At 71.3% G+C, this 17,361-nt stretch carries 18 protein-coding genes; 9 read left to right on the forward strand and 9 right to left on the reverse strand.

The features are described 5' to 3' along the window. Positions 1-4: 4 nt before the first annotated feature. From HNP84_RS32590 to HNP84_RS32605, 4 genes are read right to left on the reverse strand one after another with little or no spacing between them, the layout of a single operon-like run. Positions 5-1,036, reverse strand: coding sequence for an ABC transporter permease (locus HNP84_RS32590; RefSeq protein WP_185053794.1), 1,032 nt, complete (start codon positions 1,034-1,036; stop codon positions 5-7). A 3-nt stretch (positions 1,037-1,039) separates the two neighbouring features. Then, a complete protein-coding gene (locus HNP84_RS32595; RefSeq protein WP_185053795.1) occupies positions 1,040-2,635 on the reverse strand; it encodes an ABC transporter substrate-binding protein in 1,596 nt (531 codons plus the stop codon). Beyond that, positions 2,632-4,236 carry a hydantoinase/oxoprolinase N-terminal domain-containing protein gene (locus HNP84_RS32600; RefSeq protein WP_185053796.1) on the reverse strand — a complete coding sequence of 535 codons (1,605 nt, stop codon included), beginning with the start codon at positions 4,234-4,236 and terminating at the stop codon, positions 2,632-2,634. The genes HNP84_RS32595 and HNP84_RS32600 overlap by 4 nt, the downstream gene beginning before the upstream one ends. Next, positions 4,233-5,354, reverse strand: coding sequence for an S-methyl thiohydantoin desulfurase family protein (locus HNP84_RS32605; RefSeq protein ID WP_185053797.1), 1,122 nt, complete (start codon positions 5,352-5,354; stop codon positions 4,233-4,235). Before HNP84_RS32605 ends, HNP84_RS32600 begins: the two co-directional genes overlap by 4 nt. Before the next feature lie 73 nt (positions 5,355-5,427). On the opposite strand from HNP84_RS32605, the gene HNP84_RS32610 reads away from it, so the two are divergent. The 3 genes from HNP84_RS32610 (at position 5,428) to HNP84_RS32620 (ending at position 8,554) form a co-directional block, all read left to right on the forward strand. After that, positions 5,428-6,915, forward strand: a complete 1,488-nt coding sequence (locus HNP84_RS32610) for a PucR family transcriptional regulator (protein WP_185053798.1) — start codon at positions 5,428-5,430, stop codon at positions 6,913-6,915. A gap of 78 nt (positions 6,916-6,993) precedes the next feature. After that, positions 6,994-7,461 (forward strand): hypothetical protein, encoded by a 468-nt coding sequence (locus HNP84_RS32615; RefSeq protein WP_185053799.1) that lies wholly within the window; start codon positions 6,994-6,996, stop codon positions 7,459-7,461. Positions 7,462-7,516: 55 nt separating this feature from the next. After that, positions 7,517-8,554, forward strand: a complete 1,038-nt coding sequence (locus HNP84_RS32620) for a tetratricopeptide repeat-containing protein (RefSeq protein WP_185053800.1) — start codon at positions 7,517-7,519, stop codon at positions 8,552-8,554. Between the two features lie 91 nt (positions 8,555-8,645). Here HNP84_RS32620 and map read toward each other — a convergent pair whose 3' ends face one another. After that, the gene (map, locus tag HNP84_RS32625; protein ID WP_185053801.1) at positions 8,646-9,470 is read right to left on the reverse strand and encodes a type I methionyl aminopeptidase; all 825 of its coding nucleotides are present in this window, start codon (positions 9,468-9,470) and stop codon (positions 8,646-8,648) included. Between the two features lie 86 nt (positions 9,471-9,556). Here map and HNP84_RS32630 point away from each other — a divergent pair, with 86 nt between their 5' ends. Further along, positions 9,557-9,826 (forward strand): helix-turn-helix domain-containing protein, encoded by a 270-nt coding sequence (locus tag HNP84_RS32630; protein WP_185053802.1) that lies wholly within the window; start codon positions 9,557-9,559, stop codon positions 9,824-9,826. 111 nt (positions 9,827-9,937) lie between these two features. Here the strand turns inward: HNP84_RS32630 and HNP84_RS32635 are convergent, their stop codons facing one another. Further along, positions 9,938-10,516 carry a TetR/AcrR family transcriptional regulator gene (locus tag HNP84_RS32635; protein WP_185053803.1) on the reverse strand — a complete coding sequence of 193 codons (579 nt, stop codon included), beginning with the start codon at positions 10,514-10,516 and terminating at the stop codon, positions 9,938-9,940. Between the two features lie 85 nt (positions 10,517-10,601). On the opposite strand from HNP84_RS32635, the gene HNP84_RS32640 reads away from it, so the two are divergent. From HNP84_RS32640 to HNP84_RS32650, 3 genes are all read left to right on the forward strand, one after another. Further along, entirely contained in the window at positions 10,602-11,483 is an 882-nt protein-coding gene (locus HNP84_RS32640; protein ID WP_185053804.1) for an SDR family oxidoreductase, read from the forward strand. Positions 11,484-11,688: 205 nt separating this feature from the next. Then, positions 11,689-12,333, forward strand: coding sequence for a GPP34 family phosphoprotein (locus HNP84_RS32645; protein ID WP_185053805.1), 645 nt, complete (start codon positions 11,689-11,691; stop codon positions 12,331-12,333). A 63-nt stretch (positions 12,334-12,396) separates the two neighbouring features. After that, complete coding sequence (locus HNP84_RS32650) at positions 12,397-13,131, forward strand: ABC transporter ATP-binding protein (protein WP_185053806.1); 735 nt, start codon at positions 12,397-12,399, stop codon at positions 13,129-13,131. Between the two features lie 169 nt (positions 13,132-13,300). Here the strand turns inward: HNP84_RS32650 and HNP84_RS32655 are convergent, their stop codons facing one another. Continuing rightward, entirely contained in the window at positions 13,301-13,948 is a 648-nt protein-coding gene (locus HNP84_RS32655) for a TetR/AcrR family transcriptional regulator (protein WP_185053807.1), read from the reverse strand. 233 nt (positions 13,949-14,181) lie between these two features. On the opposite strand from HNP84_RS32655, the gene HNP84_RS32660 reads away from it, so the two are divergent. Further along, positions 14,182-14,823: a DsbA family oxidoreductase gene (locus tag HNP84_RS32660; RefSeq protein WP_185053808.1), complete on the forward strand. Its 642-nt coding sequence runs from the start codon at positions 14,182-14,184 to the stop codon at positions 14,821-14,823. Between the two features lie 265 nt (positions 14,824-15,088). Beyond that, complete coding sequence (locus HNP84_RS32665; RefSeq protein WP_221337048.1) at positions 15,089-15,265, forward strand: NAD(P)-binding domain-containing protein; 177 nt, start codon at positions 15,089-15,091, stop codon at positions 15,263-15,265. Positions 15,266-15,289: 24 nt separating this feature from the next. On the opposite strand, the gene HNP84_RS32670 is transcribed toward HNP84_RS32665, so the two are convergent. Both HNP84_RS32670 and HNP84_RS32675 read right to left on the reverse strand, forming a co-directional pair. Then, positions 15,290-16,291, reverse strand: a complete 1,002-nt coding sequence (locus tag HNP84_RS32670; protein WP_185053809.1) for an alpha/beta hydrolase — start codon at positions 16,289-16,291, stop codon at positions 15,290-15,292. A gap of 138 nt (positions 16,292-16,429) precedes the next feature. Then, positions 16,430-17,221 (reverse strand): alpha/beta hydrolase, encoded by a 792-nt coding sequence (locus HNP84_RS32675; RefSeq protein WP_185053810.1) that lies wholly within the window; start codon positions 17,219-17,221, stop codon positions 16,430-16,432. Between the last annotated feature and the right edge of the window lie 140 nt (positions 17,222-17,361).

Raw genomic sequence — 17,361 nt, forward strand, 5'->3', positions numbered from 1 at the left:
GATGCTAGCCCTCCATGATCGACGATCGGGGGTCCAGGGTGGCCAGGACCAGGTCGATGAGCAGGTTGAGCCCGAGGACCAGGACCGCGTAGACGAGGACGACTCCCTGGATCATCGGGTAGTCCTTCGCGGTGATCGAGGAGACGATCGTCGATCCGAGCCCGGGGATCACGAACACCGCCTCGATGAGCACGGTGCCGGCGACGAGTCCGGTGAGGACGAGACCGCCGGTCGTGAGCGCGGCGGTGATCATGTTCGGCAGCGCGTGCCGCAGGTAGAGCAGGCGGGCGGGGAGCCGTTTGCTGCGGGCGGTCTTCATGTACGGGGTGCCGAGGACCGTGAGCATCTCGACGTGCACGATCCGGGCGAGATACGCCATCGGCCCGACGGCCAGGGCCGCGACCGGCAGCACCGCCTCGGCGGCGCCGCCCCACCCGGCCACGGGGAACGCCTTCAGGGTGATGCCGAACAGCGCGATGAGCCCGACGGCCAGGAGGAAGTTCGGGATCGCGATCAGCGCGCCGAGCAGCCACGACAGCCCCGCGTCCACCATGCGGCGGCGGCCGCCCCACGCCGATACCGCCGTCGCGACGCCGATGGGCACGGCGCCGAGCATCGATACGAGGAAGGAGAGGCAGGCGAGGACGAGCGTCGTGGGGAAGCGCTCGGCGAGCGTGGCCGCCACCGGGCGGTGCGAGCGCAGCGAGACGCCGAGATCGCCGCGCAGCAGCCCGGACAGGTAGTCGAGGAACTGCCGGAACGCGGGCTGGTCCAGGCCCAGTTCCGCCCGCGTGCGGGCGACGAGCTCCGCGGTCGCGCTCGGCCCGAGCGCCGCGCGTACCGGGTCGCCCGGCACGAGGTGCACGATCAGGAACGTGGCGACGACGACCACGCCGAGCGAGACCAGCGCCCGGCCGATCCGGCGCAGCACGAAGGCCGCGCGGGGAGGAAGGCGCAGGAGCACGGGACGATCCCCCCGGCTCACGCGCTTCGGGTCGAGGGAGGCCGCGGTGGTCGCGGTCGGGGGGATCGTCATGGCTCAGCCCAGCATCCGGATCGTGGTGGGCATGACGAAGTTCGGCTGCTCCAGTCGCACGCCGGACAGGTACGTGCGCAGCTCGTTGTCGGCGAGGGGGAACACGTCCGTGCGCTCGATGAGCTTCGCCTCGGCCTGCTGCCACAGGTCGCAGGTCGTCTCGGGCGAGGCGGTGGACGCCTGCTTCACCAGGGCCTCGTACTCGGGGTTGTCGACGAACATGAAGTTGTTGCCTCCCTTGTCCGGGGTGGCCCCGGCGAAGAAGGTGCTCACCGTGACCGGCCCGCCGGGGGCGATCTGCACGAAGCCGGTGTCCCAGTCGAAGGTCTGGAAAAGCTGCTCCGACCAGGCGTTGGCGTCGTTGGCCGACAGCTCGGTGGTGACGCCGAGCTTGTTCCACGTCTGCTGCACCAGCTCGGCGGCGGGCGCGTGGGTCGCCGTGGCCGCGTCGTAGATGAACTTGATGGTCAGCGGCTCGCCGTCCTTGTACCGCTTGCCGCCCTCGCCGAGCTTCCAGCCGGCCTCGTCGAGCAGGGACGCCGCCTTGGCCGGGTCGGTGGCGGGCAGCGTCCACTTGGGGCCGCCGGCGACGCACAACAGCGGGTTCTTCACCACCAGCGACTTGGAGTCCATCGCGGAGCCGTCGCTCACCACGTCGCCGATCGCCTTGCGGTCCAGCGCCGTGACCAGGGCCTGGCGTACCAGCGGATCGGACGTCGGGCGCTCGGCGCGCTCGTTGAACAGCATCTCGCCGACCGGGTTGCGCACGCCGACGGTCTTCAGCCCGGCGGCGTCGAGCCGTTGGCGATCCGCCCCGGTGACGACGGCCGCGTTGATCTCGCCGGAGAGCAGCAGGTTGGCCGCGGTCGTCTCGTCGGTGATGACGCGGATCTCAAGGGAGTCGGGCAGGCCCTTGGTCTCGCTCGTGACGCCGTTCGGGCCCCACTTGTAGCCGCTCCGCTTGGTGTAGGTGTAGGTGGAGCCCGGGGTGGAGCCGGACAGGGCGTACAGGCCGGTGCCGTTGGTCGCGTTCTTCAGGCTGTCGGGGTCGTCCAGGCCGGCCTGGCACACCATCTCGATGGTGCCGGTGTTGGCGAGCAGGAACGGATCGTCGGTCTCGCTGGTGATGGTGAGGGTGTTCCCCTCGGCCTCGGCGGTGACGCCCTCGTTGACCTGGGGGCCGTGGTAGAACGTCGCCTTCTTGGGGTCGGCGTGGTAGTTGATGTTGTTCGCCGCGGTCTCGGCGGTGAACGGCTTGCCGTCGGAGCAGGTGATGCCGTCGTGCAGCGTGTAGGTGATCTTCTTTCCGCTCTGTTCCCACTTCGTGGCCAGCCAGGGCACGAAGCGGCCGTCGGGGGTGGCGTACACGAGCGCCTCGTAGGCGTAGCCGACCATCTCGCGCGCCGCGAGCGAGACGCCGGTCATCGGGACGAGGTGGCCGGGGTCGGCGGAGATCGCCTTGACGAAGGCGCCTCCGGAGACGGGCTGCTCGGCCTGGCCGCTGCTGGTCTGCGAGGAGGAGCCGCAGGCCGTGAGGCCGGCCGCGGCCAGGACGGCCACGGTGGCGGCCGCGGACGCCCTGAAGTGTTCTTTGTTCATGTCCGTTCCTTCATTTCGCGGTCCTGCCGGCGTGGCGCGTGCCCGATCCGGGCGACCGGTCCCGCCGCCTTGACGGCCACCTTGAGCGTGGGCCGCGTCGCGTAGGACACCGGTGTCTCCAGCACATCGACGACCTCGACTCGGGCGGGGTCCGCCCCCGCCTGGATGGCCTTCTCGATCGCCGCGCGGCTCGCCTCCTCGATGGCGGCCGAGCGGTCCCCGACGTCGCACAACTGGTCCGCCCGGCCGCCCGCCAGCGCGATCGCCGCCCCGACGGCGTTCGCGACGGTGCCGCGCTCGGGCCGGACGACCTCGCCGGCGCCGAGCACCCGGTCCGGGACGAGGAATCCGCCGCCGCCGACGACCACGAGCGGCAGCCCGGTACGGCCGAGGGACATCCGTTCGACGGCCGACTCGATCCGGTCGTGGGCGACGGCGAGCGCGGCGGCGAGTCCGGCCCGCACGGATCGGTCCAGCGGCGGAAGCTCGTGACCGGCCAGGACGGTGGACCGCGTGGCCGCCGCGTCGGTGAGGGTGGGCGTCGAGCCCCCGAACAGCAGCGCCTCCTCCGAGATGCGGTAGCCGACCGAGTCGTTGGCCGGCACGCCCGCCGCCACGTCCACGACCGTGCCGCCCCCGACGCCCAGGCTGAGGATGTCCGGCATGCGGAAGTTCGTACGCACCCCGCCGACCTCGCGCGGCATCGTGGACTCGCGTGGGAACCGGCCGACCAGCACGCCGAGGTCGCTCGTGGTGCCGCCGACGTCGATGACGATGGCGTCGTCCGCGCCGGACAGGGCGGCGGCGCCCCGGATCGAGTTCGCGGGCCCGGAGCCGATCGTGAGCACCGGATAGCGCGCGGCGTACTCCACGGCCATGAAGGTGCCGTCGTTCTGCGCGAAGAACGTCGCCGCGTCGAGTCCGTGCTCGGCGACCACGGTCGTCAGCGCGGTCGTGATGTCCCGCGCGACCTCGTACAGGGCCGCGTTGAGCACCGTCGCGTTCTCGCGCTCCAGCAGGCCGAGCGCCCCGATCTCGCTGCTGAGCGAGATCGGCACATCGACGCCCACATGGTCCTGGACCAGCGCCTCCACCTCCAGCTCCTGCTCGGGGAAGGAGGGGCTGAAGATGCCGCACACCGCGACCGCGTCGAAACGGCCCTCAAGCCCGTCCAGGAACCGGCGGATGGCGTCCCGGTCCAGCTCGGCGATGGGATAGCCGTCCACGAGGTGCCCGCCGCCGGCGAGCACGAAGCCGGCCAGGACGGCGTCGCGCAGATCCGCCGGCCAGCCGGCGAGCGGAGGGTAGACGGTGGCGGCCGGCGCGCCGAGACGGATCACGGCGACGCGCCCGAGGTCGCGGCGGCGCACGATCGCGTTGGTGGCGTGCGTGGTGCCCAGCATCACCCGCGACACCGCGTCCTGGTCCGGGCCCAGCTCCTTGAGCACCGCCGCGAGGCTGGACCGGATGCCTCCGGTGACGTCCCGCGTGGTGGGGCTCTTCGTCCACGCGACGACGTCGCCCGAGGCGGAGATCACGACCGCGTCGGTGTTGGTGCCGCCGACGTCGATGCCGACGGACAGATCGTGCTGGGGTGTCATCGAAGTCCTCCTGCGACGCCGGCGGCGAACGGGACGTAGTCGAGGTCGTATCCGAAGGCCCGCGGCCCCGCGAGCTCCAGACCCCGCTCCGTCCGCCACAGCGGGTCGCACGCCCAGGCCAGCACGCTGACCCGCTGGCCGAACCGCAGCAGCTCGGTCGAGACGGCCTCGCCGGTCTCGGAGTCCACGACGGTGATGAGATCCGGGACGCTGGCGACGACGGCGCCGTCCTCGATGATCACCAGGTTCTCGTTCTGGATCTCCACCCGGGTCAGGCGCCCGCGGTCGGGGCCGACGCCCTCGACCGTGACCGACCCCCGGGTGAAACCGCCCTCGGTGTTGCGCTCGACATCGATGATCTTGCCGGAGACGACGACCTGGGCGCCGAGCTCGTCGGCCAGCTCGGCGACCGGTTCGGCCGCGGCCAGCAGGCGCCGGCCGACCTGGACCGCGCGGCTCACCGTCCCCTCGATCACCGCGCCGGGCGCGGTCCGCGAGGTGAGCACGTAGTGCGCGCCGAGGGAGATCGCCCCGCTGGCCACGGTGAGGGCGCGCGCGTGCCGCTCCAGCCAGGCCAGGTTGATCGGCCGCAGCACCGAGACGTTGCCGATCGCGTCGCTCATGACGGCGAACTCGCTCGGGAGCCCGGCCACGTTCATCGCGATCATCGTGGCCTGGGGGAAGGCGCGGCCCATCCCGTCCGCGTCCAGGACCTTCAGCCCCAGCCGCGCCGCCCAGCCCACCGGGGCGACGCCGTTGCTGCCGCCGATCTCCGCCGCCATCACGGCCGTCATCCGCCGGCCGGTGATCCGCTCGACCTCGCGGACGATCGTGTCGGTCTGGCCGGAGGCGGTGAGCATCTCGATGCCGACGGACGGCGCCCCGATCGCGGACATCACGATCACCGCGTCCTCGTCGGTGAGCTCCGCGACCGGGACGACGCTCACCGGGCCGTACTCGTCGATCGCCATCTCCACGGCCAGTTGCTCGGTTTGCACGGCGCCTCCGCCGCCCGTGCCGAATATGGCGGCGCCGGCCGCGAGGGCGGCGACGTCTGAGCGGGCGATCGTGCGCACGGACGCGCCCTCGCCGCCGGAATGCAGGTCCTGATCGGGCATGCTCCGAGGCTAAGGAGGGCGGTCGGGCACAACAATGTGTTGACACCCCAGAGAAATGCGCCAGAGTGTGCCAATGGAACAGGTCAACGTCACCGACATCGTGGCGCAGGGTGAGCGGCTGGGCCTGCGCTGTGTCGCGGGCTCCCCTGAGGGGGTCGAGGTGTCCGGCGTGGAGATCGTCGCCATGGACGATCTGACGTCGGCGTCACCGGACCGGCTCGTGATCGTGGCCATGCCCGACGGTGCGGTGCCGCGCCCCTATCAGGTGGACATCGCCATACGGCGCGCCATCGCCAGGCGGTGCGCGGGGCTGGTGTTCGTCGGCGACTTCCCGATCGCCGAGACGGCCCGCTCGCTCGCCGATCGCGGCGGGCTGCCGGTGCTGATGAGCACCGCGACGCCCTCCGAGCTCGCGGTGCTCATGGACCGTACGATCCGGGGCGACGCCGAGGAGGCGCTGTCCCGCGCCGAGTACGCCATCGCGCGGGCGTCGGCGCTGGCGGCCGAGGCGCCGGGCCGGCCGGTGGAGGCCATCCTCGACGAGGTCGGCGCGGCCCTCGGCGTGCGGCTCTCGCTCATCGAGGACCCCGGCGTGGCCCTGTCCCGGCCCGACGCGGTGTGCGTGGGCGAGGTGCCGGTCGGGCGGCTCACCGCCGACCGCGACGACGCGTCGGTGGCGGTCGCCCTCCCGGTGATCGCCGCCCTGCTCTCGCGGACCCTGCAACGCGAGCTGCAGGCCAGGTTCGGGCCGGTACGATCCCGGGCGGACCTCATCATCGAGCTGATCTTCGCCGAGTCGTCCCGCATCGACCGGCTCACTGTCGAGGCCACCCGCGCGGGGCTGCCCGTGTCGCTGTCCCACGCGGTCGCCTGGCTCACCTCCACCCATCGCGACGACCCGGAACGGCGCCCGCCCGCCGTGCTCGTCTCCTCGGTCGAACTGCACGCGCTCCAGCTCGTCGATCGGCGCGAGGAGGTGTGGCACCTCGCCACCTTCCACGACGACATCGTGATGGTCGCCTCGGAGGAGACCGGCGCCCCGGACCACCAGCGGCGCCTCCGCGACGTCATGGAGTCCGTGGTGGCCCACGCCGGCTCGGTCGCGGGCGAGGAGTGGGCCTTCACCGTCGGGCTCGGCACCCCGCAGAGCGGCGCGGCCGGCCTGCGGCAGTCGGCCACGGAGGCCCGCCTGGCGGCCGAAGCCGCCGTCGCCGGCGGCAGGGCGGGCCGCATCGAGGTCACCGACGTCACCGGGTTGCGCCGCGTCCTGCTGGACTTCTACGCCTCCCCGCTCAGCCGGTCGCTGCTCGACGACATCCTGACGCCGCTCGACGCGCTCGGCCCCGAACGCGCGGCCATCGCCATCCGCACGTTGGTCGCCTACCTCGGCCACCGCAACTCGCTGACCCGTGCGGGAGAGGCGCTCAACCTGCACCCCAACGCGGTCAACTACCGGATCCGGCGCATCGAGCAGACCCTCGGCCTGGACCTGACCGAGCCGGACGTACGCTTCGCGGTCGAACTCGCCTGCCGCGTACGCCTCATCGCCTCACGCCGCTGACCGAGCCCCCACCGGCCGACCCCGGCAGAGTTCACGCGGACCGCCGGTTCGTGAAGAAGAGGATTACGCTGGCCCACCGTGGACGCCCTGACGCGATATCGCCTGCACGCCGATGCGGTGCTCGTACTGATCGCCTGGTGGGGTTTCGGCAATCTCTACGAGGCGATCGTGGTGATGCCGTGGCTGTGGCACCTGCCGCCCGGGTCGCTCCCCGCCGAATTCGAGCCGGGAAGCCCCGTGCTCTACTTCCTGCCGGCCGGAGTCGCCCTGCTCACGCTCGCCTGGACCCTGGTCATCCGCGTCTCCCGCGATCCCGGCCGCTCTCGGCGTGCCGTGTTGCGCACCGCCGTCCTCATCACGATCTCGGCGGCCGGCACCGGCATCCTGGTCAGCGCCGTCAACCCGACATTCCGCGATCCGGCGGCGAGCGTGGCCGACGTGCACTCCGCGATCGTGATGTGGGAGGCGGGCAACGCGGTGCGCCTTGTCCTCGCGGCCACCGCGGCCGTCACCCTGTACCGATGGCGGGCCCACCCCGAGCCGTGAAACGCTGCCGGTGGCCACCTTCCCCGGCCGCGGACGATCTTGTTAGGTTGCCGTCATGTTCGGTAGGCGGCGCAAGTCACAGCAACTGCTTCAGCGCGCGATCGACTCCTACAGGCGGCACGAGACCCCCGACAGCGTGGGTCCCACCACCGGCAGCGTCGAACCGTACGGGGAGATCCCCCGGGTGTTCGGCACCACGCCTCCGAGCATGCTGTCCGGGGGCCGGCTGGGGGATCTCGACCTCCAGATGGACCTGCTGCGCGACATGGTCCGGCTTCTGGGCACGCACCACCCGGTCACTCTGATCACTCAGGCCAACCTGTTCGTCCTGAGCGCCCGGGTGGGCGACCACGACCCGGCCCTGTCCATGCTCCCGGGGATCGCCGAGGAGGTGGCCGGGCTGCTGGGGCCAGGGCACGCCGGCGTCCTGGTCATGCGCCGCGACCTGGCCCACCTTCAGTGGCAGTTCGGCGATGCGGAGACCGGGATCATCTCCCTCGACCGGGTGGTGGCCGACATGATCGCGAAGCTCGGCCCCGACCATCCCGACACGCTCATGGCCATGGAAGCGCGGCTCATGGCGCAGATGCGGATCGAGCCCTGGATCGAGCGGTCCCGGGAGAACACCCGGGCCGTCGCGGACGCCATGTACCGTCTGGGCGGTCCGGTCGAGATGACGGAGCATGACTTCTCCGAACTGGAGAGCAGGATCGTGCCGCCCGCCGAGATGGTCGTCCGGTGCGAGAAGGTCGTCCGGTCCTGCACCGAAGGGCTGGGCCCGGACCACCCGGTGACCCTGTCCGCCCGGCACACCCTCAACAGTTGGCGTCGTCAGCTCGGCGATCCGCAGGTGCGGGCCGCTGAGGAGGATCTTCACGCCCACCAACTCCGCGTCCTCGGCCCTGGCCACCCCGACACCTTCGTCGTCCGCGCCACCCTGCTCCGCGGCTCCGACCCGCCACTGAGCGAAACCGCCCTGTTCGCCGCCTACACCGAGTACTTCAACGACGCCCTGCGCGCTCTCGGCCCCGCCTACCCGATGACCAGAGCCGCCCACACCGAGGTCATGAGACTGGCGGGACACGCTCTCTGACCCGCCGTGGCCGGCACCGTGGCGGCGAGTCGGCCATGCGCTGGGACAGGCGCTCGCCGAGCACGGCCGCATCGACACGGCCTCGCACCGTTCAGGACTCCTTCGCGGCCAGCCGATTGACGGAATCGGCCCGCGTTGCCGGGGTCTCCGACTCACGCCGGGTGAGCACCAAGGGGCCGTCCTCGGTGATGGCCACCGTGTGCTCGGAGTGGGCGGTGCGCGAGCCGTCCGCCGACCGGATGGTCCAGCCGTCGGCGTCGTAGACGATCCGGTCGGTCGTGCGCGCGAACCAGGGTTCGAGCGCGAGGGTCAGGCCCGGCTGGAGCGTAAGACCGCGCCCCGCCCGGCCCTTGTTCGAAACGTGGGGCCCCTCGTGCATGGTGCGGCCGATGCCGTGACCGCCGAACTCGGTGTTGACCGGGTAACCGTAGTCGCGGGCCACCGCCCAGATGGCCGCCGAGATGTCACCCAGGCGGTTGCCCGGGCGCGCCGCCTCGATGGCCGCCTCCAGCGCTTCCTCGGTGGCGCGGACGAGCCGCAGGTCCTCCTCGGCGGGGGTCCCGACGATGACCGTGCGCGCCGAGTCGGCCGCCCAGCCGTCGATGCTGACCGCGATGTCCGCGGTGAGCACGTCGCCGTCGCGCAGCGTGTAGTCGTGGGGCAGGCCGTGCAGGACGGCGTCGTTGACCGACAGGCAGATGACGTTGCGGAACGGGCCGCGTCCGAAGGACGGCGCGTAGTCCCAGTAGCACGACTCCGCCCCGCGCCGTTTGATCATGCCGCGCACGTGGTGCTCCAGGTCCAGGAGGTTGACGCCCACGTCGGCGAGCCGGCCGACCTCGGAGAGCACCTCGGCGACGAAACGCCCGGCCACGTGCATGCGTTCGATCTCCGCAGGCGTCTTCAGTTCGATCACGAAAACCTCACGTCAAGAGTGTCGGTATTACTATACCGCCACCCTAGCACTTGCCGGTAAAGTAATACCAGCCCTATCCTGGGGGCATGGTCCGCCAACCGCTCACCCCTGAACAGATCGAAGCCGGCAGGCGTCTCGGCGCCCTGCTGCGTCAGGCGCGAGCGGGACGCGATCTAGCGGAAGTCGCGCACGCCGCCGGCATCTCGCCGGAAACCCTGCGCAAGATCGAGACCGGACGTCTGCCGTCCCCCGGATTCGGCACGATCGTCTGCCTCGGCGAGGCGCTCAACGTGCCGCTTCAGGAGTTGGCGGCCACCTGGCGCGGCAGCGACCTGCCACTGGAAGCCGCCTCGTAGCCGCTGCTCCGCCCGCCCGCAAAGCCACGGCGGACCGGCCGGTGGTCTCTCATCCAGCACCCGCGCCACCGCGCCCGTCCAGCCCCCGCCCTAAGACCGGCCCGACGCCGATCACCCCAGTGACGCAGTTGCCGCACGCAGGTCTTGCAGGGCGGCCAGCGCATGGTGCGCGAGCCCTCGGGCGTCATCACGATCGCTTTCGGACCACTGGGCGTAGCCCCGCTTGAAGGCAAGCACTCCCAGCTCGGCCGCGAGGTGCGCGGTCGGGTCCGGCACGCCGCGGGCGACGAGCGCGGCGGTCATGGCGGCGGCCAGACCGACGCTCTTGAGGGCGTCTCGCTCCTGAAGTTCGGTGCTGGCCGCTACGGCCGCTTTCAGGCGGGGGGCGAGTTCGCGGCTCGCCGGCCCCAAGGCGGTGGATGCGCGTTCGAGACCGGCTGCGACCGCCTGGAGCGGGCTGGCGTCGGCGGGCGCCTCGGCGATCCCCTCGGCGAGCAGCCGGCTCAGGGTCTCCTGGCCGGCGACCAGCAGCTCACGCTTGTCGGAGAAGTGCCGGAAGAAGGTGCTCTTGGTGACGCCGGCGCGCTCGGCGATCTGAGCCACCGTCGTGGCGTCGTAGCCCTGCTCGATGAACAGATCGACGGCCGCGACGACGAGTCGCTGGGGCGTGTCCGGTTGCCATCGGGCCATGAACGACATCATAGGTGATGGGACAAGTGTCCCGTCACCGGTGTATGGTGATGGGACAATGGTCCCATCACTTCGGGAGAGCTCCATGCACGTCTTCGTCACGGGCGGTACCGGCACCATCGGCTCCGCCGTCGCCACCGAACTCCTCGCCAACGGTCACACCGTTCTCGCGCTGGCCCGCTCGGACAAGTCCGCGCAGGCCCTCACGGACGCCGGCGCCCAGGTGCTGCGCGGGCAGCTCGCCGACCTCGACGTCCTGCGGGCCGGCGCCGCACAGTCCGACGGCGTGATCAGCCTGGCCTTCGGCACCGACTACAGCACCGAAGAGGCCGTCGCGCGGTCGGTCGCCGAGGAGAGCGCCGCTCTCGCCGCTCTGGGCGAGGAGTTGCTCGGCAGCGATCGTCCGCTGGTCACGGTCTCGGGCACGCCCTGGGTGCCGGGCCGCGTGTCCACCGAGGCCGACCCCGTGTCGACCGAGGGACCGGTGGGCGGTCGCGGCCGTTCGGTCAACGCGGTGCTGGATCTGGCGTCACGCGGTGTGCGCAGCGTGGCCGTCCGCATGCCGCGCACGGTCCACATCGAGGGCAAGGGCGGATTCGCCGGCCTGTTGACGGAGCAGGCGCGCCGCACCGGCGTGTCCGGCTACCCCGGCGACGGCACCCAGCGCTGGCCGGCCGTGCACGCGCTCGACGCGGCGGTCCTGTTCCGGCTGGCCCTTGAGTCGGCACCCGCCGGGACGGCCTGGCACGCCGTGGCCGACGAGGGCGACGCGGTACGAGACATCGCCACCGTCATCGGCCGGCGACTCGGCCTGCCGGTCAAGCCGGTGCCGCAGGAGAACTTCGGCCCATTCGGCCCGATCTTCGCGATGGACCAGCCGTCCTCCAGCGCCTACACCCGCGAGGTCCTCGGGTGGCAGCCCACCCATCCCAGCCTCCTGGAGGACCTGGAGAACATCCAGCCCTGAGACCTCCCCACCCGCCGCAGGGGGTGAGCCGGCCGCCGCCCCAGCAGATCCTGGCCGACGGTGTACGCACTGTTCCGGCGCTTCCAGTCCACCGACCCGAGCAGAAGGTCTCAGAACCGCCCTTTCACGGCCCTCGAAAAAGTGATATCACCTTAATATCAAGATGGGGGGACGGACGATCAGCAAGAAAGAGGAGCCAGGGCGGATGGAGACGCGAGTGAAGCAGGGTGAGTCACTGGCCCGATCGGCCTTCCTGCTGGCCTTCGACCTGCGGAAGGGGAAGCTGACCCAGCGGGGCGGGCTGGGTTACCTGCTGCGCGCGGCCACCCTCGCCGAGTTGCTGCTGGCGGGCAACCTGGAGGACGACTCGGGCAAGGCGCGCGCTCTCACCGCCCCGGCCGCCGAGCCGGGCTCTCTGCGGGCCGTGGTCTGGGAGCAGATTTCGAACTCGCCGCCCCGCTCGTGGTGGTGGTGGGTGCAGAAGCACAACGGCAAGGCGGTCCGCGTGGTACGCGACGAGCTGGCGGCCGCCCGGGTGATCAGCGTGGAGCGGCGCCGGATCCTGCTGTTCCCGGTCGAGCGGATCAGGCTGCGCAAGACGTACCTGTCGCGCAGGCTGGCCGAGCGCGTCGGCGGGGCCATCCGCGGCGGCCGGCCGGTCGGGCACCTGGACCAGGACGTCCGTGTCCTGGCGGCGCTGGCCACGGCGGCCCGGCTCAAGACGGTGGTTCCCTCCTGGCGGGAGATGCGTCTGCGCCAGGACCGGATCCAGCAGATGTCCGCGCCCGTCGAGCCGATCGCGACCGCATTGCGCAAGAGCGTCGAGGCGAGCGGGGAGTACACCACTTGACCACGTCGTTGAGAGCGCCGGCCCGCGCCATCGAGCACATGTTCTCCCGCGACGACGATCGTCATGGGTGTGCTCCAGGCCGATTCCGGCTCGGTGAGCTGGCAGGGCCGCTCGCTCGGCCACGACGACCGGCGCCGCTTCGGCTACATGCCGGAAGAGCGTGGCCATTACCAGAAGATGCGGGTCGCCGAGCAGATCGAATACTTCGGCCGCCTGCACGGAATGAGCGCCGAGGCCGCCAAGGAGGCCACCGAGGACCTCATGGAGCGGCTGGGCGTGGCCGAGCGCAGGAACGACCCGGTGCAGGCGCTCTCGCTGGGCAACCAGCAGCGTGTGCAACTGGCGGTGGCGCTGGTGCACGACCCCGAGGTGCTGGTGCTGGACGAGCCGTTCTCCGGGCTCGACCCGATCGCGGTGGACGTGCTGGCCACCGCTCTGCAGGAGCGGTGCAGGGGCGGGGTGCCGGTGATCTTCTCCAGCCACCAGTTGGACCTGGTCGAGCGGCTGTGCGACTCGGTCGGCATCGTGGCCGCCGGGCGGATGGTGGCCACGGGCACGGTGGCCGGCCTGCGCTCGGCCGAAAACGACGCGCTGCGGGTGGTCGTCCGCGATCCCGCCCATGGCTGGGCGGACGGCCTGCCCGGCACGGTCACCGTGGCCGGTGACCGGCACACTCTGCGTACGACGTACGGCGACGACCAGGAGATCCTGCGCCGCGCCATCAAGGCCGGGCACGTCGAGCACTTCGGCCACGAGCGGCCGACCCTCACCGAGATCTTCAAGGAGGCCGTGGCGTGAACGGGTTGATGCTGGTCGCCGCTCTTCATGATGCTCATCGGCCAGGTCGGGATGGTGCCCGCTGAGTCAGGATGAGACCTCTCACCGGCCGGTGTAGCCACCGATCGTCAGATGTTCGTGCGTGGTCGCGGTGGTGTGCCCGATCGGCCGGTTGAGCGCTGCCCGTGCGCTACAGCGGTCCGGACTCGCCGAGCCGGCGCATGACGTCGTCCACTTGGTCGCGTGTCAGCGGGCGGACGGGCAGCGGGCGCGCGGCCTCGGCGCGCAGCCCGTCGAGGAGAAAGCCGATGCTGCGCCGCCACGCGTCCGGTGCGGTGTCGGCGGTGTGCCGGACCAGCATGGCGGTCGACCAGAACACGAAGAGCATGTCCTCTCGGGTGAAGTCGGCGCGCAGTGCGCCGGCCCGCTGGGCCCGCTCGATGATCTCGCGTTCGCGCTCCTCGGCGACCCGGCACACGACGGCGAGTTGCTCGGCCGCGTACCGGCGGGAGATCACGTCGTTGAGGGCGGGGTCGGACGCCTGGATCCGGGAGACGTCCTCGACGTAACCGGCGAACCCCTCCCACGGGTCCTCGCAGGCCAGCGCCCGCTCCGCCGCCTCGCCCAGGGCGGCGATGGCGAGGTCGGGCATGACCGCGTCGATCAGCCCCTCGCGTGAGCCGAACCGGTGGTACACGGTGCCCTTGCTCACCCCGGCACGCTTGGTGATCTCCTCCAGGGGTGCGTGCAGCCCTTTCTCGCGGAAGACCTCGACGGCGGCGGCCTTGAGTTTCTCGACGTTGCGGCGTGCGTCCGCGCGCAGCTCGGCCTGTGCCATCCAGCCTCTCCTCCGATTTTGACGCTGCCCCCAAGTTTAGTGCTAAGCTGCTGCCAAAGCAGAACTTGGGACACGCGTCAAGATAGGTGGTGGGTCCGGTGGACACCGCAGAAGCGCAGGTCAGCGAGGTATCCGAGGCTCAGGAGAAGCCCGCCGGCCTCATCCTGATCGACGCCGGCGGCGACGTCTGCGCCATCGACGGCACCGGCTGCTGAGCGAGGCGGGAGATCATCATGAAGATCGAAGTCTGGTCCGACTTTGTCTGCCCGTGGTGCTACATCGGCCGGCGGCGGCTGGAGAAGGCGCTCGCCCGGTACGAACGCGCCGACGAGGTCGAGGTGATCTGGCGCGGCTTCCAGCTCGACCCCACCCAGCGGCGCGGTGAGAACATCCCCACCGTCGAGATGCTCTCCACCAAGTACGGCGTCACCCCGCAGCAGGCCAAGGCGATGAACGACAAGGTCAGCGCGCTGGCCGCGGAGGAAGGGCTGACGTACCACCTGGACGACGCCCTCACCGCCAACACCTTCGACGCGCACCGCCTCGCCTGTTTCGCCGCCACCCGCGGCCTGGGCGATGCGATGCACGAACGGCTGCAGCGCGCCGCTCTGACCGACGGCGAGGCCATCGACGACGTGGACACGCTGACTCGGCTGGCCACCGAGGTCGGGCTGCCGTCCGACGCGACACGCACCGTCCTGGACGGCGACGCCTACGCCGAAGACGTACGAGCCGACATTCAGGAAGCCCAGGCGCTCGGTGTGCGCGGCGTACCGTTCTACGTCATCGACCGCACCTATGGCATCTCGGGTGCTCAGCCGGTCGAGGTGATCCTCGACGCCCTGCACAGGGCGTCGTCCGCGCTCGCGTCCTGACCCCGGCACCGGCACGCGGCAACGAGGCTGGTCCGACGCACCCCCGCCCTCGCCTCCGCCACGCGATGGGAACATGTGGCGACGCTCGGCTCAGGCGTTCAGGGGTTCGACCGGATGGCGCCGGCGGAGGAGGCGATCTCGTCGGCGTCGGGTTCGAGGATCTCGACGGTGATCTTGAACGGCTCACCGCATCACCACCGCGGGTGAACCGGCGGGCACCCCCGGCCGTCCGGCGCTTTCGGCATCGAGCGACTTTCCCGAAGCCGTGGAACTCGTGACGCGGCTGTACGACCAGTTCGGGTTCGACACCGTCGACAACAGCCCGCTCAGCGAGTCGTGGCGCAGCGCTCCCGGTCAACCCGCGTGGTTCGCGCACGAGCACCAGGCCCGTGCCGAACTGATCGCCAACCTTGCCAGGGCGCGACGGATCATCGTGAGGTGAGTCTGTCCCTGGAGCCAACCTCCGTCACGACCTGCATCCGCACGAGCCGATGCGCTGCTCCATGGCATCGAGGCGCCCTGCGACGATCACGCCGAGGCCGGACAGCCAGTCCTGGAAGCGTTCCGGCCAGGTGTCCACCGCGTGACCGGTGCTGCTGAGCCCGAAGCCGTGGCCGCCGCTGGGATAGACGTGCGCCTCGACCGGACGACCGGCCGCCTGCCACGCCTCGATCAGCCGCATCGTGTCGGCGAAACAGAGCGAATCGTCCGCGGCCACCGTGGTGAACAGCGGGGGCGCCTGCTCAGGGACGGGTACGTGGCTGTAGCCGCCATAAACGCACGCGACGAAGTCCGGGCGCTCGCGCGTTTGCGCGGAGACCGCCGCCCCCGCCGACAGGTAGGCGCCGGCCGAGAACCCGATCACCCCGACCCTGCCGGGATCGATCCGCCACTCGCCGGCGCGCTCCCGCAGCAGCGCGATCGCACGCCGAAGGTCGTCCAGCGCGAGGGCGGGAACCCCTCGCGTCACGTCGGCGACGGAGCCGGCCGGCGACTCGCCGGTTCGTGCCGCCGCGAAGATGGACACGAAGGATGTGGCGAAGTCGGACTGCGCGGGCCCGCTGTCCTTGAGACGGTACTTCAGCAGGAACGCCGCGACGCCCCGTCGCCGCAGCCACTCGGCGACGTCGCTGCCCTCGTTGTCCATGGACAGCATGAAGAACCCGCCGCCCGGTGCCACGATGACGGCCGCCCCGGTGGCGGCGGCCGGTTCGGGCAGGTAAGGCGTGATGGTCGGCACCACGACGTTGCGGATGCGGAGCCCGCCGGTCACGGGATCCTTGAACGCCTGCTCACGGTGTGTCCAGTCCTCGGAGCCGGGTGCGGCATGCGGCCACAGAGGGATCGCGTCATCGCTCACCGGGGAGTCGAAGGTCTCGGCGGCGGCGGCGGCGTCGAGCACGGCCTTCACGGCCTCCTCCGGCGGCTCGACAGGCGGAGCGCTCGTCTGGGACGCGTTGGTGGTCATGATGTCGGGGGTCTCCTTCTGCTGGTGACGTGCATCGGTGCCCGGTACCGCCGGCAGGTCCTCGATCACGGCGATGATCTCCCGCGCGATGGGCCTCGGCCTGGACCAGGAGCTTTCCGGCCGGGTCGTACGGTGTCGTCATCCCTTGACCCATCGGGCCATGTCGGCGTACGTCTGCTCCAACTGGGGGAGGGCCGGGCGGGCCAGGTGGCCGTGGTCGACGTCGGGCACGGTGTCCAGGACGACCTCCACCCCGGCCTCGCGCAACTGCCGGGCGAAATGCTCGCCCGACGCCCGGAGGCCGTCGTACTCATCGTTGATGATCATGGTGGGTGGGAGGCCGGTGAGGTCGTCCGCGAGGCCCGGCATGGCGTAGGGGGTCGCCTCGCTGATCGGCGCGCCAAGGTAGTTCTCCACGATCGGGGTCAGCAGGTGCGGGGCGAAGGCGGCGGCGGGCGACAGCCGGTCCAGTTTCTCCTGTAGTTCCGGTGACGCCGGAGGCAGTTCGGGGTGGAGGCAGGGGTAGGCGAGCAGGAGCGCGGCCGGCATCGGCGCCCCCTCGTCCCGTACGCGCAGCGCGGCTCCCGCGGCGAGGTTGCCGCCGGCGCTCGCGCCTCCCAGGGTGACGCGCGCCGGGTCGGCGCCCAGGTCCTTCGCCTTGTCCACCGCCCACAGGTACGCCGCCACCACGTCGTCCAGCGGGACCGGGTAGTGCACCCCGTCCTTGGCCAGCCGGTAGTCGACGGAGACCACCACGGCGTCGGCCCGCACGCAGACCTCTCGCGCCGTCGCGTCGGCCTCCGGGCCTTCGAGGTCGCCCGCGGCCCAGGCGCCACCGTGGCACCACACGAACAGCGGACGGCCGTCGGCGTCCGTCTCCGGCGTGTAGACCCGGACGGCGCACGAGCCCGTCGCATGGTCCACCGTCACATCGCGCACCCGTGCCGCCGGAGCGGAGTACCGGGCTTCGCCTTCCCTCGGTGCGCGCAGCCGTGCGGCCAGTTCGGGGTCCGGCGTCCGTGCGTCAGGGTGATCGGCCCCCAGGTGCGCGTGCTCGAGAAACAGCGTCC

The organism is Thermocatellispora tengchongensis (assembly GCF_014202315.1).
GTDB classification, from domain to species: Bacteria; Actinomycetota; Actinomycetes; order Streptosporangiales; family Streptosporangiaceae; genus Thermocatellispora; species Thermocatellispora tengchongensis.